The organism is Flavobacterium sp. SOK18b (assembly GCF_014156605.1).
Taxonomy (GTDB): Bacteria; Bacteroidota; Bacteroidia; order Flavobacteriales; family Flavobacteriaceae; genus Flavobacterium; species Flavobacterium tiangeerense.
Window position 1 is genome coordinate 1 of the sequence record NZ_QKNZ01000024.1, and the last position, 18228, is coordinate 18228.

General features: G+C 34.0%; 17 protein-coding genes and 1 tRNA gene. 6 read left to right on the forward strand and 12 right to left on the reverse strand.

Annotated features, from left to right (window positions below):
• Positions 1 to 52: 52 nt before the first annotated feature.
• From DNC80_RS05575 to xrtF, 3 genes are all read right to left on the reverse strand, one after another.
• Positions 53 to 736 carry a DedA family protein gene (locus tag DNC80_RS05575; RefSeq protein WP_182649941.1) on the reverse strand — a complete coding sequence of 228 codons (684 nt, stop codon included), beginning with the start codon at positions 734 to 736 and terminating at the stop codon, positions 53 to 55.
• A gap of 119 nt (positions 737 to 855) precedes the next feature.
• The gene (locus tag DNC80_RS05580; RefSeq protein ID WP_182649943.1) at positions 856 to 1296 is read right to left on the reverse strand and encodes an exosortase F system-associated protein; all 441 of its coding nucleotides are present in this window, start codon (positions 1294 to 1296) and stop codon (positions 856 to 858) included.
• Positions 1274 to 1822: an exosortase family protein XrtF gene (xrtF, locus tag DNC80_RS05585; RefSeq protein WP_182649945.1), complete on the reverse strand. Its 549-nt coding sequence runs from the start codon at positions 1820 to 1822 to the stop codon at positions 1274 to 1276. The genes DNC80_RS05580 and xrtF overlap by 23 nt, the downstream gene beginning before the upstream one ends.
• Positions 1823 to 1899: 77 nt before the next feature.
• Between xrtF and DNC80_RS05590 the strand changes: the two genes are divergently transcribed.
• The 6 genes from DNC80_RS05590 to rpe all read left to right on the forward strand — a co-directional run bounded on the left by DNC80_RS05590 (position 1900) and on the right by rpe (position 8505).
• The gene (locus DNC80_RS05590) at positions 1900 to 2355 is read left to right on the forward strand and encodes a GAF domain-containing protein (RefSeq protein ID WP_182649947.1); all 456 of its coding nucleotides are present in this window, start codon (positions 1900 to 1902) and stop codon (positions 2353 to 2355) included.
• A 36-nt stretch (positions 2356 to 2391) separates the two neighbouring features.
• Positions 2392 to 3360: an energy transducer TonB gene (locus tag DNC80_RS05595; RefSeq protein WP_182649949.1), complete on the forward strand. Its 969-nt coding sequence runs from the start codon at positions 2392 to 2394 to the stop codon at positions 3358 to 3360.
• Between the two features lie 133 nt (positions 3361 to 3493).
• Positions 3494 to 3760, forward strand: a complete 267-nt coding sequence (gene rpsO / locus DNC80_RS05600) for a 30S ribosomal protein S15 (RefSeq protein WP_144889279.1) — start codon at positions 3494 to 3496, stop codon at positions 3758 to 3760.
• A 234-nt stretch (positions 3761 to 3994) separates the two neighbouring features.
• Positions 3995 to 6130, forward strand: a complete 2136-nt coding sequence (locus tag DNC80_RS05605; protein ID WP_144889281.1) for a polyribonucleotide nucleotidyltransferase — start codon at positions 3995 to 3997, stop codon at positions 6128 to 6130.
• A 295-nt stretch (positions 6131 to 6425) separates the two neighbouring features.
• Complete coding sequence (locus DNC80_RS05610) at positions 6426 to 7289, forward strand: RNA polymerase sigma factor RpoD/SigA (RefSeq protein WP_026707723.1); 864 nt, start codon at positions 6426 to 6428, stop codon at positions 7287 to 7289.
• 553 nt (positions 7290 to 7842) lie between these two features.
• Positions 7843 to 8505: a ribulose-phosphate 3-epimerase gene (gene rpe / locus DNC80_RS05615; protein WP_182649952.1), complete on the forward strand. Its 663-nt coding sequence runs from the start codon at positions 7843 to 7845 to the stop codon at positions 8503 to 8505.
• Between the two features lie 27 nt (positions 8506 to 8532).
• Here the strand turns inward: rpe and DNC80_RS05620 are convergent, their stop codons facing one another.
• From DNC80_RS05620 to DNC80_RS05660, 9 genes are all read right to left on the reverse strand, one after another.
• Entirely contained in the window at positions 8533 to 9351 is an 819-nt protein-coding gene (locus DNC80_RS05620) for a zinc-dependent peptidase (protein WP_182649954.1), read from the reverse strand.
• Between the two features lie 65 nt (positions 9352 to 9416).
• Positions 9417 to 9490 (reverse strand) — tRNA-Arg (locus DNC80_RS05625).
• Positions 9491 to 9561: 71 nt separating this feature from the next.
• Entirely contained in the window at positions 9562 to 10011 is a 450-nt protein-coding gene (locus DNC80_RS05630; protein ID WP_182649956.1) for a GatB/YqeY domain-containing protein, read from the reverse strand.
• 319 nt (positions 10012 to 10330) lie between these two features.
• Positions 10331 to 12268: a cell division protein FtsZ gene (gene ftsZ, locus DNC80_RS05635; RefSeq protein ID WP_182649958.1), complete on the reverse strand. Its 1938-nt coding sequence runs from the start codon at positions 12266 to 12268 to the stop codon at positions 10331 to 10333.
• Positions 12269 to 12319: 51 nt separating this feature from the next.
• Entirely contained in the window at positions 12320 to 13711 is a 1392-nt protein-coding gene (ftsA, locus tag DNC80_RS05640; RefSeq protein ID WP_182649960.1) for a cell division protein FtsA, read from the reverse strand.
• Between the two features lie 6 nt (positions 13712 to 13717).
• A complete protein-coding gene (locus DNC80_RS05645; protein WP_182649962.1) occupies positions 13718 to 14440 on the reverse strand; it encodes a cell division protein FtsQ/DivIB in 723 nt (240 codons plus the stop codon).
• On the reverse strand, positions 14427 to 15776 hold the full coding sequence (gene murC / locus DNC80_RS05650; protein ID WP_182649964.1) for a UDP-N-acetylmuramate--L-alanine ligase: 1350 nt from the start codon (positions 15774 to 15776) through the stop codon (positions 14427 to 14429). Before murC ends, DNC80_RS05645 begins: the two co-directional genes overlap by 14 nt.
• A 42-nt stretch (positions 15777 to 15818) precedes the next feature.
• A complete protein-coding gene (murG, locus tag DNC80_RS05655) occupies positions 15819 to 16910 on the reverse strand; it encodes an undecaprenyldiphospho-muramoylpentapeptide beta-N-acetylglucosaminyltransferase (RefSeq protein ID WP_182649966.1) in 1092 nt (363 codons plus the stop codon).
• 25 nt (positions 16911 to 16935) lie between these two features.
• Positions 16936 to 18222, reverse strand: a complete 1287-nt coding sequence (locus DNC80_RS05660; RefSeq protein ID WP_182649968.1) for an FtsW/RodA/SpoVE family cell cycle protein — start codon at positions 18220 to 18222, stop codon at positions 16936 to 16938.
• Between the last annotated feature and the right edge of the window lie 6 nt (positions 18223 to 18228).

Below are 18228 nucleotides of genomic sequence, written 5' to 3' on the forward strand. Positions count from 1 at the left end.
ACACTACATCCTTTTTTTATTTAAATCAATTGTTGCTAAAGTCCCAATTAAATTACTCTTCTTGAACCTTTGATTTTTTACTAAACTTATAAATAACCGGTACAACTGTTATACCTACTAGTGCTAATACAATCAACTCTATATGCTCTTTTAAATCAATTTGATAATTCTCTAACAGAAAACCATACAAATAATGTCCTGCGAAAATTAAAGTGAATGACCATATAAAAGAACTCACGATGTTATAAAACATAAACTTGTTCTTATCCATAGATACGATTCCTGCCACTATAGGCGCAAATGTTCTAAAAATTGGTAAAAAACGAGCAAAAATAATTGCCTTACCACCATATTTTTCGAAAAAATCTTTAGACTGAACCAAGTATTTGCGTTTGAACCAAAAGCTATCTTCTTTGTTATACAAATAATATCCACTTTTTGAACCAAACCAATATCCCACCACGTTACCTAAAATTCCTGACAATGCTACCAAAGTAGATAACAAAACTACATTCAAAAAATCATTATCAATTATAAAAATATTTTCAATTAAATCTCGACTGTAAATTCCAGCCAAAAACAACAAACTATCACCTGGCAGAAAGAAACCTGCAAAAAGACCAGTTTCGGCAAAAACAATAAATAAAACTATATAAATTCCCAACTTGATTCCGTTTATGTCAAAATGGATGTAAAAAAGCGGGTCAATTAAATTTTTCCAATCAAATTCGTTCATTCTAAAAATATTTTAAACCTAAAATTATAGTGTGTGAAAGTAAGCATTATAAGTTTCTGGAGCAATACAATACCTTATTTTAAAGTTTTATTAACGATTAAAAAGCAATAAAACGAATACTACCTTCTTTTTTGATAGTAAAAACCCGCAACAAAAAGCAATAAAAAAATGGGCTGTATGATAAATCTTCGAATGTAAAACAAATGCCATTTTTGGTTCTCGTATGAAATATTGGCAACAATAAAAAAACCAATGATCAAAACCGCAAAAAACAACAAATACAAAACCAGAGATAATTTTACCAATTCAATTTCATTAAACACAAAATAAATAATACCTAATGACAAAACAGTATTTATAGCATATCGAAAAAACAATACCATAAAGTAAGCATAATTTGAAACATCGGGTAGACTCAAACTAGAAAAATCTTTTTTAAAAAACTCCAATAAAGGATCATTAAACAATTGATTTTCGTAGGCTCTAACTAGAATTATTAGAAAAAGCAATATTACAATGACTAAGATTCTAAATATTTTATTTTGTTTTTTTTGACGCATACTTTGAATGTTTTTGAACCCAATAAATCCATAAAATAAAAACAACACCATAAATATAAAGCGGAAAAATTACCCCATGCAATAAAGGTTCTTGTTCAGGATAATAAAAAATCAACGAAATTAACAAGGCTATTCGCAATACATTAAGCATGTAAATAAATAAACTACCCAAGACAATATATAAAAACGTTGGTTTAAATCTTCCTGAAAAAGCAATTATAAACGAGGCAAATAAAATAATAACACTCATAGCATTGCATCCCTCCACAATTTTAGCTACGTATTTTCCACAATAAATCAATTTGATATAATCTTGAGAGGCATCTTTCATCACATAAGATCCATCTGTGAATACTTGAAGTATTTGGGCCGTATTTATACTTACAAGTCTAGTAAAACTATCAACTTCATTATTTTCATAAGTTCCAAGATAATATTGATAACACAATGTAAAAATCAAATAACTTATAAAAAACAAACCTAAGAATTGTAAAAAGGGTTTGTAGCGTTCTAAATATTTTTTCAAAATAAAATTTTTAACAAATTTATGTAAAATAAAGAAATCTCTTTAAATACTTTTGTACTAACTAAAATTTAAGAAAAATGACATTTCAAGATTTAAAACCAAAAGTATCCGAAATCATAGCACGTCCTGAACAAACAAGGGATGAAAAATTATTAGAAATTTGCCAATTATTAAGCAGCTCTATTTCATATTATAATTGGGTAGGATTTTATTTTGCTAATCATGAAGCCAAAACTTTACATTTAGGCCCTTATGTAGGTGCAGAAACAGATCATACCGTTATCCCGTTTGGAAAAGGAATTTGCGGACAAGTGGCTGAATCCAATGCTAATTTTGTGGTGCCCGATGTAAGCGCTCAAGACAATTATATTGCTTGTAGTTTTACTGTAAAATCTGAAATCGTTGTACCTCTTTTTGTAAACGGACAAAATATAGGTCAAATTGATATTGACAGCCATGTTATAGATCCCTTTACTGAAGAAGATGAGCGTTTTTTAGAGTTTGTTTGTGAACAAATATCAAAATTGTATTAGAGTTTTAACCGATTACAGCAATCCAATTTCCTCAATATGAAATTTAATTTTTTTAGCCTTATACTTATTTTAACTATTTCTCGATCGATAGCTCAAGAAAATAGGGATGGAGCTTTTTATATAGACTCTTTAGGAGCTATAAGTACTGAAATGAATTATAAATATGTTAGAGTAGTAAAAGATTACTATTTAAATCAAAAAATATATGATTTTTCAGACTATTATAAATCTGGGAAAATAGCGGTAAAGGGAAAGACAAAGGACAGAGATATATTAAGATTTGATGGCACTCGTATTTCATACTATGAAAATGGTAATAAAAAACAAATTTCAAATTATGTTGATTCACACTTAATCGGAAAACAGTATCAATGGCACGAAAATGGCGTAATACAGTTTGAAAAAGAATATAGTTTTGACGAAATAAAAAAAGAGAGCACTGAAAAATTAAATCAGTATTGGGATCAAAATAATGTGCAACAAATCATTGATGGCAATGGAAACTTCGAAGCATTACTTGAAAATTTTAGTGAAGGACGTGAAAATAAAGATTTAATTTTTGAGAAAGGAGCATACAAAAACGGTTTGAAAGATGGATTTTGGACAGGGAATTCATTACATCCAAAAATAACTTTTAAAGAAGAATATAATAATGGCAAATTAATTCTAGGAACTAGTACCAATGAAGACAACATACAATTTAGCTATACCGAAATAATGCAAAAAGCAATTCCTAAAAAAGGAATAAATTATTTCTACCAATATATAGGTAGAAACTTCAGAACACCAAAAATTGCTGGATTAAGTGGTAAAATCTACTTGTCTTTTGTTGTGAATACTGATGGAAAGTTAGTAGAACCTAAAGTGTTGCGCGATATAGGATTTGAAACAGGTACTGAAGCATTACGTTTAATAAATGAAGCTAAAAATTGGATTCCCGGAAAAATAAGAGGGATTCCAGTTCGAATTTTATATTCATTACCTATCACAGTGCAATCGCAATAAAGCTAAATAATTGATATTGAAGTTTTTAAAAAATTTTGAAAGTTTAATTTTAGTTTTTAAAAATAAAATCTATCTTTGCACCCGTCTACCAATAGATGGCAGACATACATAAGAATCATTAAATAATATTGGAATGTATTTAACTAAAGAGATTAAAGAAGAAATCTTCGCACAACACGGAGAAAAAACGAATACTGGAAAAGCTGAAGCGCAGATTGCTTTATTCACTTTCAGAATTAGCCACTTAACGGAGCACTTGAAAAAAAATCGTCATGATTATAACACAGAGCGCTCATTAGTATTACTAGTAGGTAAAAGAAGATCGTTGTTAGATTACTTGAAAAAGAAAGAAATCAACAGATACCGTGAAATTATCAAAGTATTGAATATCAGAAAATAATCAATAGAAAAGAGGTGCGAAAGTGCCTCTTTTTTTATTTTATATATTATTGTCTTAAATCACTACAGAAGTCCTGACACAAAAGGGATTAGAGCTAAGACAAAATCACAAAATCAATCCATTAGGATTGATTATTAAAAAAAGTTTGGTTTTTCATTGGGTTTTAGGCATTAACTACGCAAAACAACAACTACAACACAACTAGAACCCATGTTTAACTAAAAAATTAAATTTATGATTCCACAATTATTTGTAGAAAGTATCGATTTAGGTGATGGCAGAAGCATCACAATCGAGACAGGTCGTTTAGCAAAACAAGCTGATGGATCTGTAGTAGTAAGAATTGGAAAAACTGTTATTTTAGGTACAGTTGTTTCCGCAAGAAAAGCAAGTCCTGGTATTGATTTTTTACCATTAACGGTAGATTATCGTGAAAAATTTGCTGCAGCAGGTCGTTTCCCTGGAGGTTTCTTCAAAAGAGAAGCACGCCCTAGTGACAACGAAGTATTAACTATGAGATTGGTAGACCGTGTATTGCGTCCGCTTTTCCCAGATGATTACCATGCTGAAGTTCAAGTTATGATTCAATTGATGTCTCATGACGAAGATGTAATGCCAGATGCGTTAGCAGGATTAGCAGCTTCGGCAGCGCTTGCATTGTCTGACATTCCATTTGAAACTTTAATTTCTGAAGCTAGAGTTGGTCGTATTGATGGTAAATTCATCATCAACCCTTCTCGTGCTCAATTAGCATTGTCAGACATTGACATGATGATTGGAGCTTCAACCGATTCTATCGCCATGGTAGAAGGTGAAATGAAAGAGATTTCAGAAGCAGAAATGTTAGAAGCAATTAAATTTGCTCACGAACACATTAAAGTACAAATTGCTGCACAAGAAAGATTAGCTGCCGCTTTTGGAAAAAAAGAAGTGCGTACTTACGAAACTGAAAAATCAGACGAAGCTATTTACGCTAAAGTAAAAGCGGCGTCTTACGATAAAATATATGCTATTGCAAGCAAAGGTTCTTCTAAACAAGAACGTACTGCTGCATTTGCAGAAGTAAAAGAAGAAGTGAAAGCTTTATTTACTGAAGAAGAATTGGCTGAAAATGGAGATTTAGTTTCCAAATATTTCTACAAAACCAATAAAGAAGCAGTTCGTAACGTAACCCTAGATTTAGGAACTCGTCTTGACGGAAGAAAAACAACTGAAATCAGACCAATCTGGTGTGAGGTTGATTATTTACCATCAGTACACGGATCTGCATTGTTTACACGTGGAGAAACACAAGCTTTGGCTACAGCTACTTTAGGAACTTCTAGAGAAGCTAACCAAATTGACTCTCCATCTGAACAAGGTGAAGAAAAATTCTACTTGCATTACAACTTCCCTCCTTTCTCAACTGGTGAAGCTCGTCCTTTAAGAGGAACTTCAAGAAGAGAAGTAGGTCACGGAAACTTGGCACAACGCGCCTTGAAAAACATGATTCCTGCTGATTGTCCTTATACAATTCGTGTAGTTTCTGAAGTATTAGAATCGAATGGTTCTTCTTCTATGGCTACCGTTTGTGCTGGTACATTATCATTAATGGATGCTGGTATCCAAATGATTCGTCCAGTTTCTGGAATTGCAATGGGATTAATTACTGACGGAGAACGTTTTGCTGTATTGTCTGATATTCTTGGTGATGAAGATCATTTAGGAGACATGGACTTTAAAGTAACTGGAACTTCTGAAGGAATTACCGCTTGCCAAATGGACATCAAAATTGACGGTTTGAAATACGAGATTATGGAAGCTGCACTAGCTCAAGCTCGTGACGGTCGTTTGCATATTCTTGGAAAATTAATTGAAACTCTTGCTGCTCCAAAAGAAGATGTGAAACCATACGCTCCAAAAATCATCACCAGAACTATTCCTGGTAACTTTATTGGTGCATTGATTGGACCTGGTGGAAAAGTGATTCAAGAATTACAAAAAGCTACAGGAACAACTATCGTAATCAACGAGGTAGACGAGCAAGGTGTAATTGAAATTTTAGGAACTGATCCTGCTGGAATTGAAGCAGTATTGGCTAAAATTCAATCTATTACCTTCAAACCACAAATGGGTGAAGCTTACGAAGTGAAAGTAATTAAAATGCTTGATTTTGGTGCGGTTGTAGAATATACAGCAGCTCCAGGAAACGAAGTATTATTACATGTATCCGAACTAGCTTGGGAAAGAACTGAAAACGTTACTGATGTTGTAAACATGGGCGATGTGTTTCAAGTGAAATACCTAGGACTTGATCCAAAAACTAGAAAAGAAAAAGTGTCTCGTAAAGCACTTATCGCTAGACCTCCACGCGAGGAGAAAAAAGAGTAATCAGATCTTAGTTTACTAAAGGTTTATTTATAGAAAATCCCGTTCGCCAATGCGAACGGGATTTTTGTTTTCCTAAAAACACATAACGTTCTAAAAACGACTCCGCATTAGGGATAGCAGTGAAAATCCTTTTTATACGCCGCGGCGAATAAAAAGATTGTAACGAATAGCCCGATTCGCCGCGGCGAAAATGCCCAAAAAATTTTTTTAAAATAAAATTTAAAAATAAATGTAACTTTTTTGCAACTCCTTACGTATAACTATTTGTACACTTTAAAATTGAGGAGACAACACCATGAGACAACTTAAAATTACCAAGCAGGTAACGAATCGTGAAACTGCATCATTAGACAAATATTTACAAGAAATTGGAAAAGTTGATCTTATCACGGCTGATGAAGAGGTAGAGTTAGCACAAAAGATTAAAGCTGGTGACCAGCGCGCCTTAGAGAAATTAACAAAAGCCAACTTACGTTTCGTAGTATCGGTGGCAAAACAATATCAAAACCAGGGTTTAACTCTTCCCGATTTAATTAACGAAGGAAACCTTGGACTTATAAAAGCAGCACAACGTTTTGATGAAACTCGTGGTTTCAAATTCATTTCGTATGCCGTATGGTGGATTCGTCAATCGATTTTGCAAGCTTTGGCTGAGCAGTCTCGTATTGTGCGTTTGCCATTAAATAAAATTGGTTCTATCAACAAAATCAACAAGATGTACGCTTTATTAGAGCAATCTAACGAGCGTCCGCCATCTGCTGAGGAAATTGCAAAAGAACTTGACATGACCGTAAATGATGTAAAAGAGTCTATGAAAAACTCTGGCCGTCACTTATCCATGGATGCTCCACTTGTAGAAGGTGAAGATTCTAACCTTTACGATGTATTGCGTTCTGGAGAGTCTCCAAACCCAGATAGAGAGTTAATTCACGAGTCATTGCGTACCGAAATTGAGCGTTCTCTTGAAACTCTAACACCACGTGAGGCTGATGTAGTTCGTTTGTATTTTGGTCTTGGTGACCAACATCCAATGACTTTAGAAGAAATTGGAGAAACTTTCGACCTAACTCGTGAGCGTGTACGTCAAATCAAGGAAAAAGCAATCCGTAGATTAAAACATACTTCTAGAAGTAAAATTTTAAAAACCTATTTAGGATAACTATATTTGTTTCAAGTTTAAAGTATCAGGTTGCTCAAAACATCTTGAAACCTTAAACTTGAAACTTTTTTAAAGCAAACAACAGTCTGATTAACTGTTCGTTTTTTGATTGATGATTGAAACCTCGGCTGATTACCGAGGTTTTATTTTTTTCAATAAAACCTCAGTCTGTTCTCCGCCGCTGCGGATCGGGTGTCCGAGGTTTTATTTTTTTTCAATAATACCTCAAATCGATATTCTCTGATTACTTCTCACTGTTTACTGCTTACTAAAAACTGTCCACTAATTACTGATTACTGTTCACTTCTAACTGAATACTGATAACTCCCACGGCGTAACCCTCCGTAAAAACTTCGGGTCGGGCTATTCGCAATATCTTTTGTTTCGCTAACGCTGCACAAAAGGATGCCGCTACTATCCCTTACGCTACCTTCGTTACTAAAAGTCGTTGTTTCTTCTTAATGAAAAATTACTGCAATTGGTCTAAAAAAACTATTTTTGCACAAACAACAACTAAAGAATCTGAAACAAATTCAGATTAAACAACTACACAATGAAAAATACACTTATTGCTCCATCAGTATTAGCAGCTGACTTTGGAAACCTACAGCGCGACATTGAAATGATTAACAACAGTGAAGCCGATTGGTTTCATATAGACATCATGGACGGGGTTTTTGTACCTAACATTTCATACGGAATGCCAGTACTTGAAGCCATTGCTAAACACGCTACAAAAACAATTGATGTACATTTAATGATTGTAGATCCAGATCGCTACATCAAAACATTTGCTGGACTTGGAGCGAATATTCTTAGCGTACATTACGAAGCGTGCACGCACTTGCACAGAACGCTACAAGCCATAAAAGCAGAAGGAATGAAAGCGGGAGTAGCCATCAATCCACATACTTCAATTGACCTGCTAGAAGATGTGATTAATGACATTGATTTGGTTTGTATCATGAGTGTAAATCCTGGTTTTGGCGGACAATCTTTCATTGAAAACACTTACTCTAAAGTTGAAAAACTAAAAGCTTTAATTACAAGAAAAGGAGCCAACACCCTAATTGAAGTTGACGGTGGTGTAACTAGTTCTAATGCAAAAGAACTTGTTGAAGCAGGAGCCGATGTTCTTGTTGCAGGAAGTTTTGTTTTTAAAGCAACAGACCCTGTACAGACAATTCAAGATCTAAAAAAACTTACTACTTTTTAATACAAAATGGCGCCTAGTGCGCCATTTTTATTGATTTTCTTTGTAATTAATCATGGTGACAACATGATCATACAAATCTGGATGCACGGTTTTAAATTGAGCTGGCGTTTCAAAGAAATGTTCTAAAACTACTGCTAAAAATTCAAATTGATTTTCATACGCATAGGATCTAAAATACTGAGTATCGCTTAATGAAGAGTTTAAAACCGAATCAGAAAAATACTTGACTACTTCATTAAAGGCATCAAAAAAGATGATAGAACTGGGATCATTATTTTTCATACAATGAAAATGCAGTACATGCGTAAATTCATGTAATCCTAAATTCAAATTATCAGTTGAACTTAAATGACCTAGCATAAAATCTTCCCATGAAAAAACTACTGCTTTCATCATAGGATTAAACTCGCCTTTGTGAAAAACTTCATTTTCGGTTGAGAAGTATGCCGTAGGATAAATTACAATTCGCTTGAACAACGGAACAAGATAATTACGCATCCCAAAGGTAAGCATGACATAAGTAGCTGCTATTAGCAATCGCATTTGCTCTGTAACTACAAGATCTTTACCTATAAATTGATATTGTTTTGTGAACATAAGTATTCTATGTTCAAAATACTCTTTTCGTTTAGGGGATAAAGTACTGTAAAAAGGAAAATCATCTGATAAAATTTTTCGCTTATGAGGCTTCAGTCTTTTAGAGAAAGGATACCAATGTATGAACAATGGCTTATTAAAGAACATCATATAAGATGGCTCAACGACTTTAAACAATATAAATAAAAGAAAAAAGAGAGTAATAAAAACTGTCAAAACTACTTGGACATCCATATTAAAGTAATTCATAAAAAAAATGCCTCAAAAAACTCAAGATAACTTGTGATTTTTTGAGGCATTTAAAAGTTAAAAAGTGGCCGCGACAGGGTTCGAACCTGCAACCCTCAGAGTCGAAATCTGATATTCTATCCAGTTGAACTACACAGCCATTTGATTAGAGATTTGTGATTAACGATTCTAGATTTCTGATTTATAATTGTTAATCTTGAATCTTAAAATTTAGGTCAATAATTTTTTAACTATTGTAGAAATCGTTTTACCCTCAGCAGTTCCGCCAAGTTTTGCTGCTGCTAATCCCATAACTTTCCCCATAGATGCAATACCTGTTGCCCCGGTTTCGGCAATAATTGCTGCAATAACGGTTTCTACTTCTGCCTCACACAATTGAGCTGGTAAAAATTTCTCAATAACTGCTATTTGCGCTAATTCTGGCTCAGCAAGATCTAAACGGTTTTGCTCTGTGAATATTCGGGCACTTTCTTTACGCGTTTTTACAAGTTTTTGTAACAACTTAACTTCATCGTCTTCTGAAATTTCTTCTTTAGATCCTGTTGCCGTTTGTGCTAGTAATATTTCTGATTTTATTGCTCTTAATGCTTCAAGCGCAACGGTATCTTTAGCTCTCATGGCGGTTTTCATTTCGTCCATGATTAATGTTGATAAACTCATATCTTATGTCTTTGTTTTTTCAATTATAATGAAACAGCAGTTACGGCGCACTGTTGCTTACTGCCCCAGATGGTCGTGAAAAGCCTTTTTAGGGCAAAAAGCAATTTTTTTCTAGGAGTTAAAAAGCGACTGAAAGAAGCTCTTTTAAGACCGTAGAAAAAAGCGTTTTGCACAAAAAGCTTGCAGCAACAGCTGGATTGAGGCCCAACAAAATTACAGTATTTTAACGGGAATAGCAACTGCTATCTGGTGGATTGTAGTAAAAAAAGAAACCCGAAAATCATATTAATTTTCGGGTTTCCTAGAATTAATTAGTACCTTAATCTACGTTATCGTGTAAATACGAATTATTTGAACGCAATTGCAAATCATTGTTACTATCTGTACCAACAGATATCCTTGAGTTTGCAGTATTCATTTGATTACTTGAGATGTTTATACCCAATCGTTTGTAAGCAGGTTCTTTCTCATATTCATCAATTTTAGAAACATTATTATGGAACTTATAATTGAAATCTTTTAATTTCTTTCTACGCTCATCAGCTCTCATTCGTAATGATTCTTCAATCGTCATTTCTGTAGGAGCAATGCTTTCAAAATTTAAATGCTCAGCTGTTGTCGTATCCACTTGTTTCAAAGTAATATTCAATTCTGCTGGTGTTACTACTTCAGTTGCTTTTACCGCAGCTTTTGGCATAAACTCTGGTTCTTCATCCATGTACTCCTCTAGTGAATATTTGATAATTCCATTATCTGAAAGCTCTGTTACTGGTACAAATTGAACTGCTTCATTTACTTTAATTTCTTTAGTCTCATTTGTCAATTCAAAAATTACGTTATTGTCTTGTTTTTGTTCTGAGACTTCTGATTTAAAAAGAGGCAAATCAAATGAAAATGATGTTTGCTCTTGTTTTTCTGTTGTTTTTGCTTGTACCAATTGTGGCTCTACTGCCGGAGTAGAAACTATAAAATCGATATCAGTAATAGGTGAAACAATTTCGAATGTTACGTCTAAATTGTTTATAAAATCAGACATTTCAACTAAGTCCTCATTATTAATCGTTGGTGTGTTCACAACTGGAGTTTTGACAACTACTTCGTCCTCCATTAAATCAAATACAATTCTATCATTGGCAGAAGACGCTTTTGGAGTCTCCATACTTAAGTCAAAAGCAGTTACAGAATTGTTTATTAAATTGTACACGTTTTTTTGCTCATCCCCTAGAGTATGAATTATTTTTTTTGGCTCAGTGTTTACAATCTCATTTTGTTGTTCTATGTCAAATCCTGTTGCAATAATAGTTACTGCAATAGCATCTCCAAGAGACTCATCCTCACCTACACCCATGATGATATTGGCATTATGTCCAGCTTCGTTTTGAATGTGGTCATTGATTTCCCCAATTTCATCGATAGTAATTTCATTAGTACCAGAAACGATAAGCAACAATACGTTTTTGGCACCACTAATTTTGTTATCATTTAATAATGGTGAATCTAGAGCTGCAATTATAGCCTCTTTTGCTCTGTTCTCACCTGATGAAACTGATGAACCCATAATTGCGGTTCCACTATTATACAAAACCGTTTTAGCATCTCTTAAATCGATATTTTGAGTATAGTGATGCGTAATTACTTCGGCAATTCCGCGTGAAGCAGTTGCCAAGACTTCATCCGCTTTTGAAAATCCTGCTTTAAAACCAAGGTTTCCATAAACTTCTCTTAGTTTGTTATTGTTAATAACAATTAAGGAATCTACTTGTTTACGTAATTTTTCAATTCCAATTAAAGCTTGCTCTTGACGCACTTTACCTTCAAAAAGGAACGGTAGTGTAACAATACCTACTGTTAAAATATCTCTTTCTTTAGCTAGTTGAGCAATTACTGGAGCTGCACCGGTACCTGTACCACCACCCATACCAGCGGTAATAAAAACCATCTTGGTATTTTGATCCAACATTTTTTCAATTTCGGAGATACTCTCTATAGCTGATTGTTGACCTACATCAGGATTAGCACCTGCGCCTAATCCCTCGGTAAGATGAACACCCAACTGTATTTTATTTGGCACTGAACTGCTGTGTAAAGCTTGAGAATCTGTATTACACACTATGAAGTCCACACCTTTTATTCCTTGCTTAAACATGTGGTTGATAGCGTTACTTCCGCCTCCACCGACCCCTATAACTTTTATTACATTTGATTGGTTTTTAGGTAAATCAAATGAAATACTTCCAAATTCTGTGTTGCTTGGCATAATTTTGGGTTTTTTGAAATTATTATTAATTCTTAGCTTCTTTTTTGAGTTTTATTCTGCATTATCAAGAAATTCTTTGATCCTATCCACATAACGATCAAAGAAGTTTTTTTGAATTCTAGTTGCGGTAGAATCCGGTTGTTTCTCTTTAATATTGTATTCTTCCTCTATTGCGATTTCAGACACTTCATTTACAGGAGTTGGTGCCACAGCCACGGGCGCTCTATAAACTGGTTGCTCTTTTACTGGAGCAACAAGATCCAATCGTACTGCACTTTGAGTTTTGTTTTCTATACTTTTCATTACTAACCCCACAGCTGTTGCATATAAAGGACTTGATATTTCCTCATCTGAATTCCCTGCTAGGTGCTCATTTGGATATCCTATTCTGGTATCCATTCCTGTAATATATTCTACTAGTTGTTTTATATGTTTCAACTGAGCTCCACCTCCAGTTAATACAATACCTGCAATTAATTTCTTTCTTGGATCTTCATGACCATAAGCTTTCACTTCGGTAAAAACTTGTTCAATTATTTCAACTACACGTGCGTTAATAATTTTAGAAAGATTTTTTAATGAAATTTCTTTTGGCTCTCTTCCTCTTAATCCTGGTATAGAAACAATTTCATTGTCACGGTTTTCTCCAGGCCAAGCAGATCCAAACTTCACTTTTAAAAGCTCGGCTTGCTTTTCAATAATAGAACATCCTTCCTTAATATCATCAGTAATAACATTCCCTCCAAAAGGAATAACAGCAGTATGACGAATGATTCCATCTTTAAAAATGGCTAAATCAGTTGTCCCACCCCCAATATCAATTAAGGCAACTCCTGCCTCTTTTTCTTCTTGACTTAACACCGCATCAGCAGAAGCTAATGGCTCGAGTGTAAGCCCAGAAAGCTCAATACCCGAACTTTGAATGCAACGCCCAACATTTCTTATAGAAGCTGCTTGCCCTACAACCACGTGAAAACTTGCTTCAAGTCTTCCGCCATACATTCCAATTGGTTCCTTAATCTCTGATTGGCCATCAATTTTAAATTCTTGAGGCAAGACATGGATAATTTCTTCTCCAGGTAACATGGCTAATTTATTCACTTGATCAATAAGAAGTTGTATATCACTTTCGCCTATTACTTCTTCTGGATTGTGTCTGCTAATATAATCTGTATGTTGAATACTACGTATGTGCTGACCAGCAATACCTACTACTACATCTTTAATTTTAAAACCTGAATTATTTTCGGCATCTTGGATTGCTTGTTGTATAGACTGTATAGTTTGTGTAATATTATTAACCACACCTCTAGCCACACCAAGACTTTTAGATTTACCTAAACCTAAAATTTCCAGTTTACCATACTCATTTTTTTTGCCTATCATGGCAACTATCTTAGTTGTCCCAATATCTAGTCCTACTGCAATCTTCTCTTTTTCCATTATCAATTATTTAGTGCAAACTACTTGATCCGTAAATCGGAGGTCAATTTTTTTATATTTATACAAAGAACCATCCAAAACAGCCTTTTGAAAAAAAGCTTTATAATTCCTAAATTTTAACACCGAAAAATTCAGACTACCAAAATCTATTTGATAATCAAAATTTCTATTGTGCATAATTAGGCTACCGTTTGGCATTATTTGTATCCCAATGATGTTTTTTTTCAAAAATTCATCATCGTAAATAACTCGAAATAATTTTGTTAATTCTTCGCTATTTTTTTTATTTCTCGCTCCTGAAACAAGCGGTACTCTGGCTGTAAAGTTATCTGATAAAGGCATTTTATCGCCTTGATAATCAATATAAAAAGACTTACCATTATCAAACACCCTAGCAATTGGAGTCTTTTGTTCTACCACTGCTTTCAACACGCCATCAATGGTCACATATACTTCTGATTTTTTAATCATAGCATGTGAATCAATAGTGGTTTCTAGTTTATTCAAATCTAAATTAACTTTTTGAATACTTCTTACGTTGTCACTATTTTCTATCAACAATTTATTAACTATTTCTTGTTTAACAAATGGCGAATTAACTCCCACAAATGTTACTGTAGATTGCTTCAGTTTTCTATTTTCATTTCGTTTTGATGTGAATGAAAATAAAAAAATCACCAGTACAAACATGAGCACTAATCGTACATTTGTCCAATTAAAGAGTTTCATTTAATGCTTTTTTAATTGTTGGAACCCATTCTCCTAAATCTCCCGCACCTATTGTAACAATAATTGTTGCATCACTGTTTACAATCTTTTGAACTAAATCTTTCTTTTCTACTAATTCTTTATGCTCATTAGTCATTTTTTGCAACAACCACTCTGATGTTATTCCCGGCATAGGCAATTCTCTTGCAGGATAAATATCCAAAAGCAAAATCTCATCAAAAGCCGATAAACTTTTGGCAAAATCATCCCCAAAATCATGAGTTCTACTAAATAAGTGTGGCTGAAAAATTGCCAACACTTTTTGGTTAGGATACAACTCTCTTACTGCTTGATGCACTGCGTTAATCTCAGTAGGATGGTGTGCATAATCATCAATATAGACTTTATGATCCGTTTTTATTTGATATGAAAATCTTCTTTTTATACCCTTGAATGACGCAATAGCTTTTGCAATAGCATCTTGAGGAGTTCCATATAAATTTGCCATACCAATTGCCATCAAGGCATTCATAAGATTATGCTTTCCTGGAAGTCCAAAATGCAAATCCTGCATCACACCAGATGGTGTTTGAACATCAAAAACATAACTTCCATTTCCTACACGAACATTAAATGCTTTATAAACAGCATCTTCATTTACGGCGCAGGTAATTCCCTCTAATGGTAAATCCTTTGTTATGAAAAGATTACTCTTATCTTCTATTTTAGAGGCAAACTCTACAAACGACTCTTCAATTGCTGCACTTGTCCCATAAATATCTAGATGATCAGCATCCATAGAGGTGATGCATGCAATATTGGGGTGCAAATGTAAAAAAGAACGATCAAATTCATCTGCTTCTACCACGGTAATTGTTTTACCGTTGCCTATTAAATTTGAATTATAATTCTCAACAATACCACCTATGAAAGCAGTCACATCAGCACCACTTTCATTTAAAATATGTCCTAAAATCCCAGATGTAGTTGTCTTGCCATGTGTTCCTGCTACTGCAAAACAAAACGTATTTTCGGTAATCAAACCTAAAACCTCCGCTCGCTTTTTTATTTCATATCCTTCTTCTAAGAAAAAACTCCATTCAGAATGCGTTTTTGGAACAGCCGGAGTTACCACTACAAGTGTATTACTGATCAAGAAATCTTTTGGAATCAATTGAACATCATCTTCAAAATGAATTGAAATTCCAGACGCTATTAATTCACTTGTAAGACTTGAAGGGGTTTTATCATATCCAGAAACTTGCTTTCCTAATGTTTTAAAATAACGAGCAAGATTGCTCATCCCGATTCCTCCGATGCCTATAAAATAAACGTTATGTATGTTATTTAAATTCATTTTTATTGTATTCTGATAGTATTAAACTACTTTATCTTTTATTTATTTCAACAATGATACAATAGCATCTACAATGTCTTTAGTCGCATTAGGTTTAGCCAATTTTTTCATGTTATTACTCAAGTTTTTTTGAAGTTGTTCGTCATGAATAAGTTTGTTAAAAACTGACTCAAACTTTAAATCCAACTCACTTTCTTTAATTAGTAAAGCTCCGCCATTATCTACAATTGCTTTACCATTTTTGGTTTGATGGTCTTCGGCTACATTAGGCGATGGTATAAAAATTGTGGGTTTAGCTACCAAGCACAATTCAGATACTGATGATGCACCTGCACGCGAAATCACAAAATCAGCAGCAGCATAAATTAAATCCATCCTGTCAATAAACGAAACTACTTGAACGTTTTCTCTTTCAGAAAAATGTTTGTACTCTGCCATATAAAAATTACCACATTGCCAAAATACCTGCACTCCTGATGCGATTAAGAAATCAAGCTCTTTCTCAATAAGTTGATTAATTCGTCTTGATCCCAAACTCCCCCCTAAAACGAGAAGTGTTTTTTTATTATCGTCTAGATTAAAATATGACAAAGCTTCACTTCTTTTTGAATCAATATCCAAAAGATCTTGACGCACCGGATTTCCTGTAATAATCATTTTGCTTTGAGGAAAGAAACGTTCCAAATTTTCGTATGCTACGCAAATTTTACTTGCTTTTTTACTCAATAATTTATTTGTAATCCCTGGAAAAGAATTCTGTTCTTGAATCAAGGTATGAATACCACTTATTCCTGCAGCTTGCAATAACGGCCCACTTGCAAATCCACCAGTACCAATGACAACATCTGGCTTAAATTCTTTTATAATTGACCTAGAGCGCAACAGGCTAGACAATAGTTTTACAGGAAACAAAATATTATCAAGAGTTAATCTACGTTGTAATCCTGCAATCCATAATCCTTTTATAACATAACCTGCTTGAGGTACTTTTTGCATTTCCATTTTGTCCTGAGCACCTACAAATAAAAATTCAGCATCTGGAAAACGCAATTTTAATTCATTGGCAATAGCAATCGCTGGATAAATATGTCCACCAGTTCCTCCTCCGCTAAGTATGAATTTGTACTTTTTCATTTTATTTATAAAAAAATTTAGAACACTATTTATTAAAAACTGCTTTCATAGGATTTGCTGCTTTATCCTCTATTGAATAATCCTGCACCACTTCATACTCCTCGTTAAGCTCTCTATCAATGAGCTTTTGCAACGCTTCTTCTCTTTTTGCAGCTTCCTTTTTTTCTTCTGCTATTTCTTCTTCTTTCTTGGTCACGCTAATAATGATTCCTAATGCAAAACAAGTCATCCAAATGGAACTACCTCCACTACTAATTAGCGGTAGTGTTTGCCCTGTAACAGGCAATAACTCCACAGCAACTGCCATATTTACCATGGCCTGAAAAACCATTGGAAAGCCTAAGCCTACAACCAATAATTTCCCAAAAAGAGTATTTGCTTTGTGAGAAGCAACAACAAAACGAAATAGCAACAACAAGTACAAAACAATTACTGCAACTCCGCCCACAAGACCATACTCTTCAATAATAATTGCATATATAAAATCGGAGGAAGATTGCGGTAAAAAGTTTTTTTGCACACTCTTACCTGGCCCTAAACCATACAGTTTTCCTGATGCGATTGCAATTTTTGCTTTCTCTATTTGGTAATCATCTTCTCCTGGTTTATCACTTGTAAAATTTTCAACTCTACTAATCCACGTATCCACACGGTTGGGAAATGCATCAGGAAAAGTCTTTGCGATAATCATGAAAAAAGCTAACATCACAACTCCAGAACCAATAACAATACCCATGTATTTCAATGGATATTTGCCTATAAAAACAAGCATTAGCACCATTGAAAAAATAAGGGCTGTAGTACTAAAATTTGCAGGCAAAATAAATATTAACGTTATAAAAACCGGCAACCATAGCTCCCACACAGAGGCTTTAAATGTTAAGAGCTCAGTTCTTTTTTTTGATAAAAAACGAGCTACAAATATAAACAACACCATGGAGGCAAGAGTTGAGGGCTGAAAAGTAACACCAATGAAAGGAATTTGAATCCATCTACTAGCATTAGCACCTGCAATTACTGTGCCTTTGAATAATGTAAACGCTAAAAGCAACCAAACAAAGTACAAGGACCCCTTTGCAATAGCTTTGAAATAATGATAAGGTACTTTGTGCACCATAAAAATTATTGTAAATCCTATTGCAATATGAACAATGTGTTTTACCAGATATCCAAGCGTATTCCCATCTCCTTTTCCTATGTAAGCCAAATTACTACTCGCACTAAAAACAGGCATAAAAGACAACAAGGCTAATAAGGCCACAAATGACCAAATCCCTTTATCCCCTTTTAAATTGCTTATTAGTTTTTTCATTTTCAT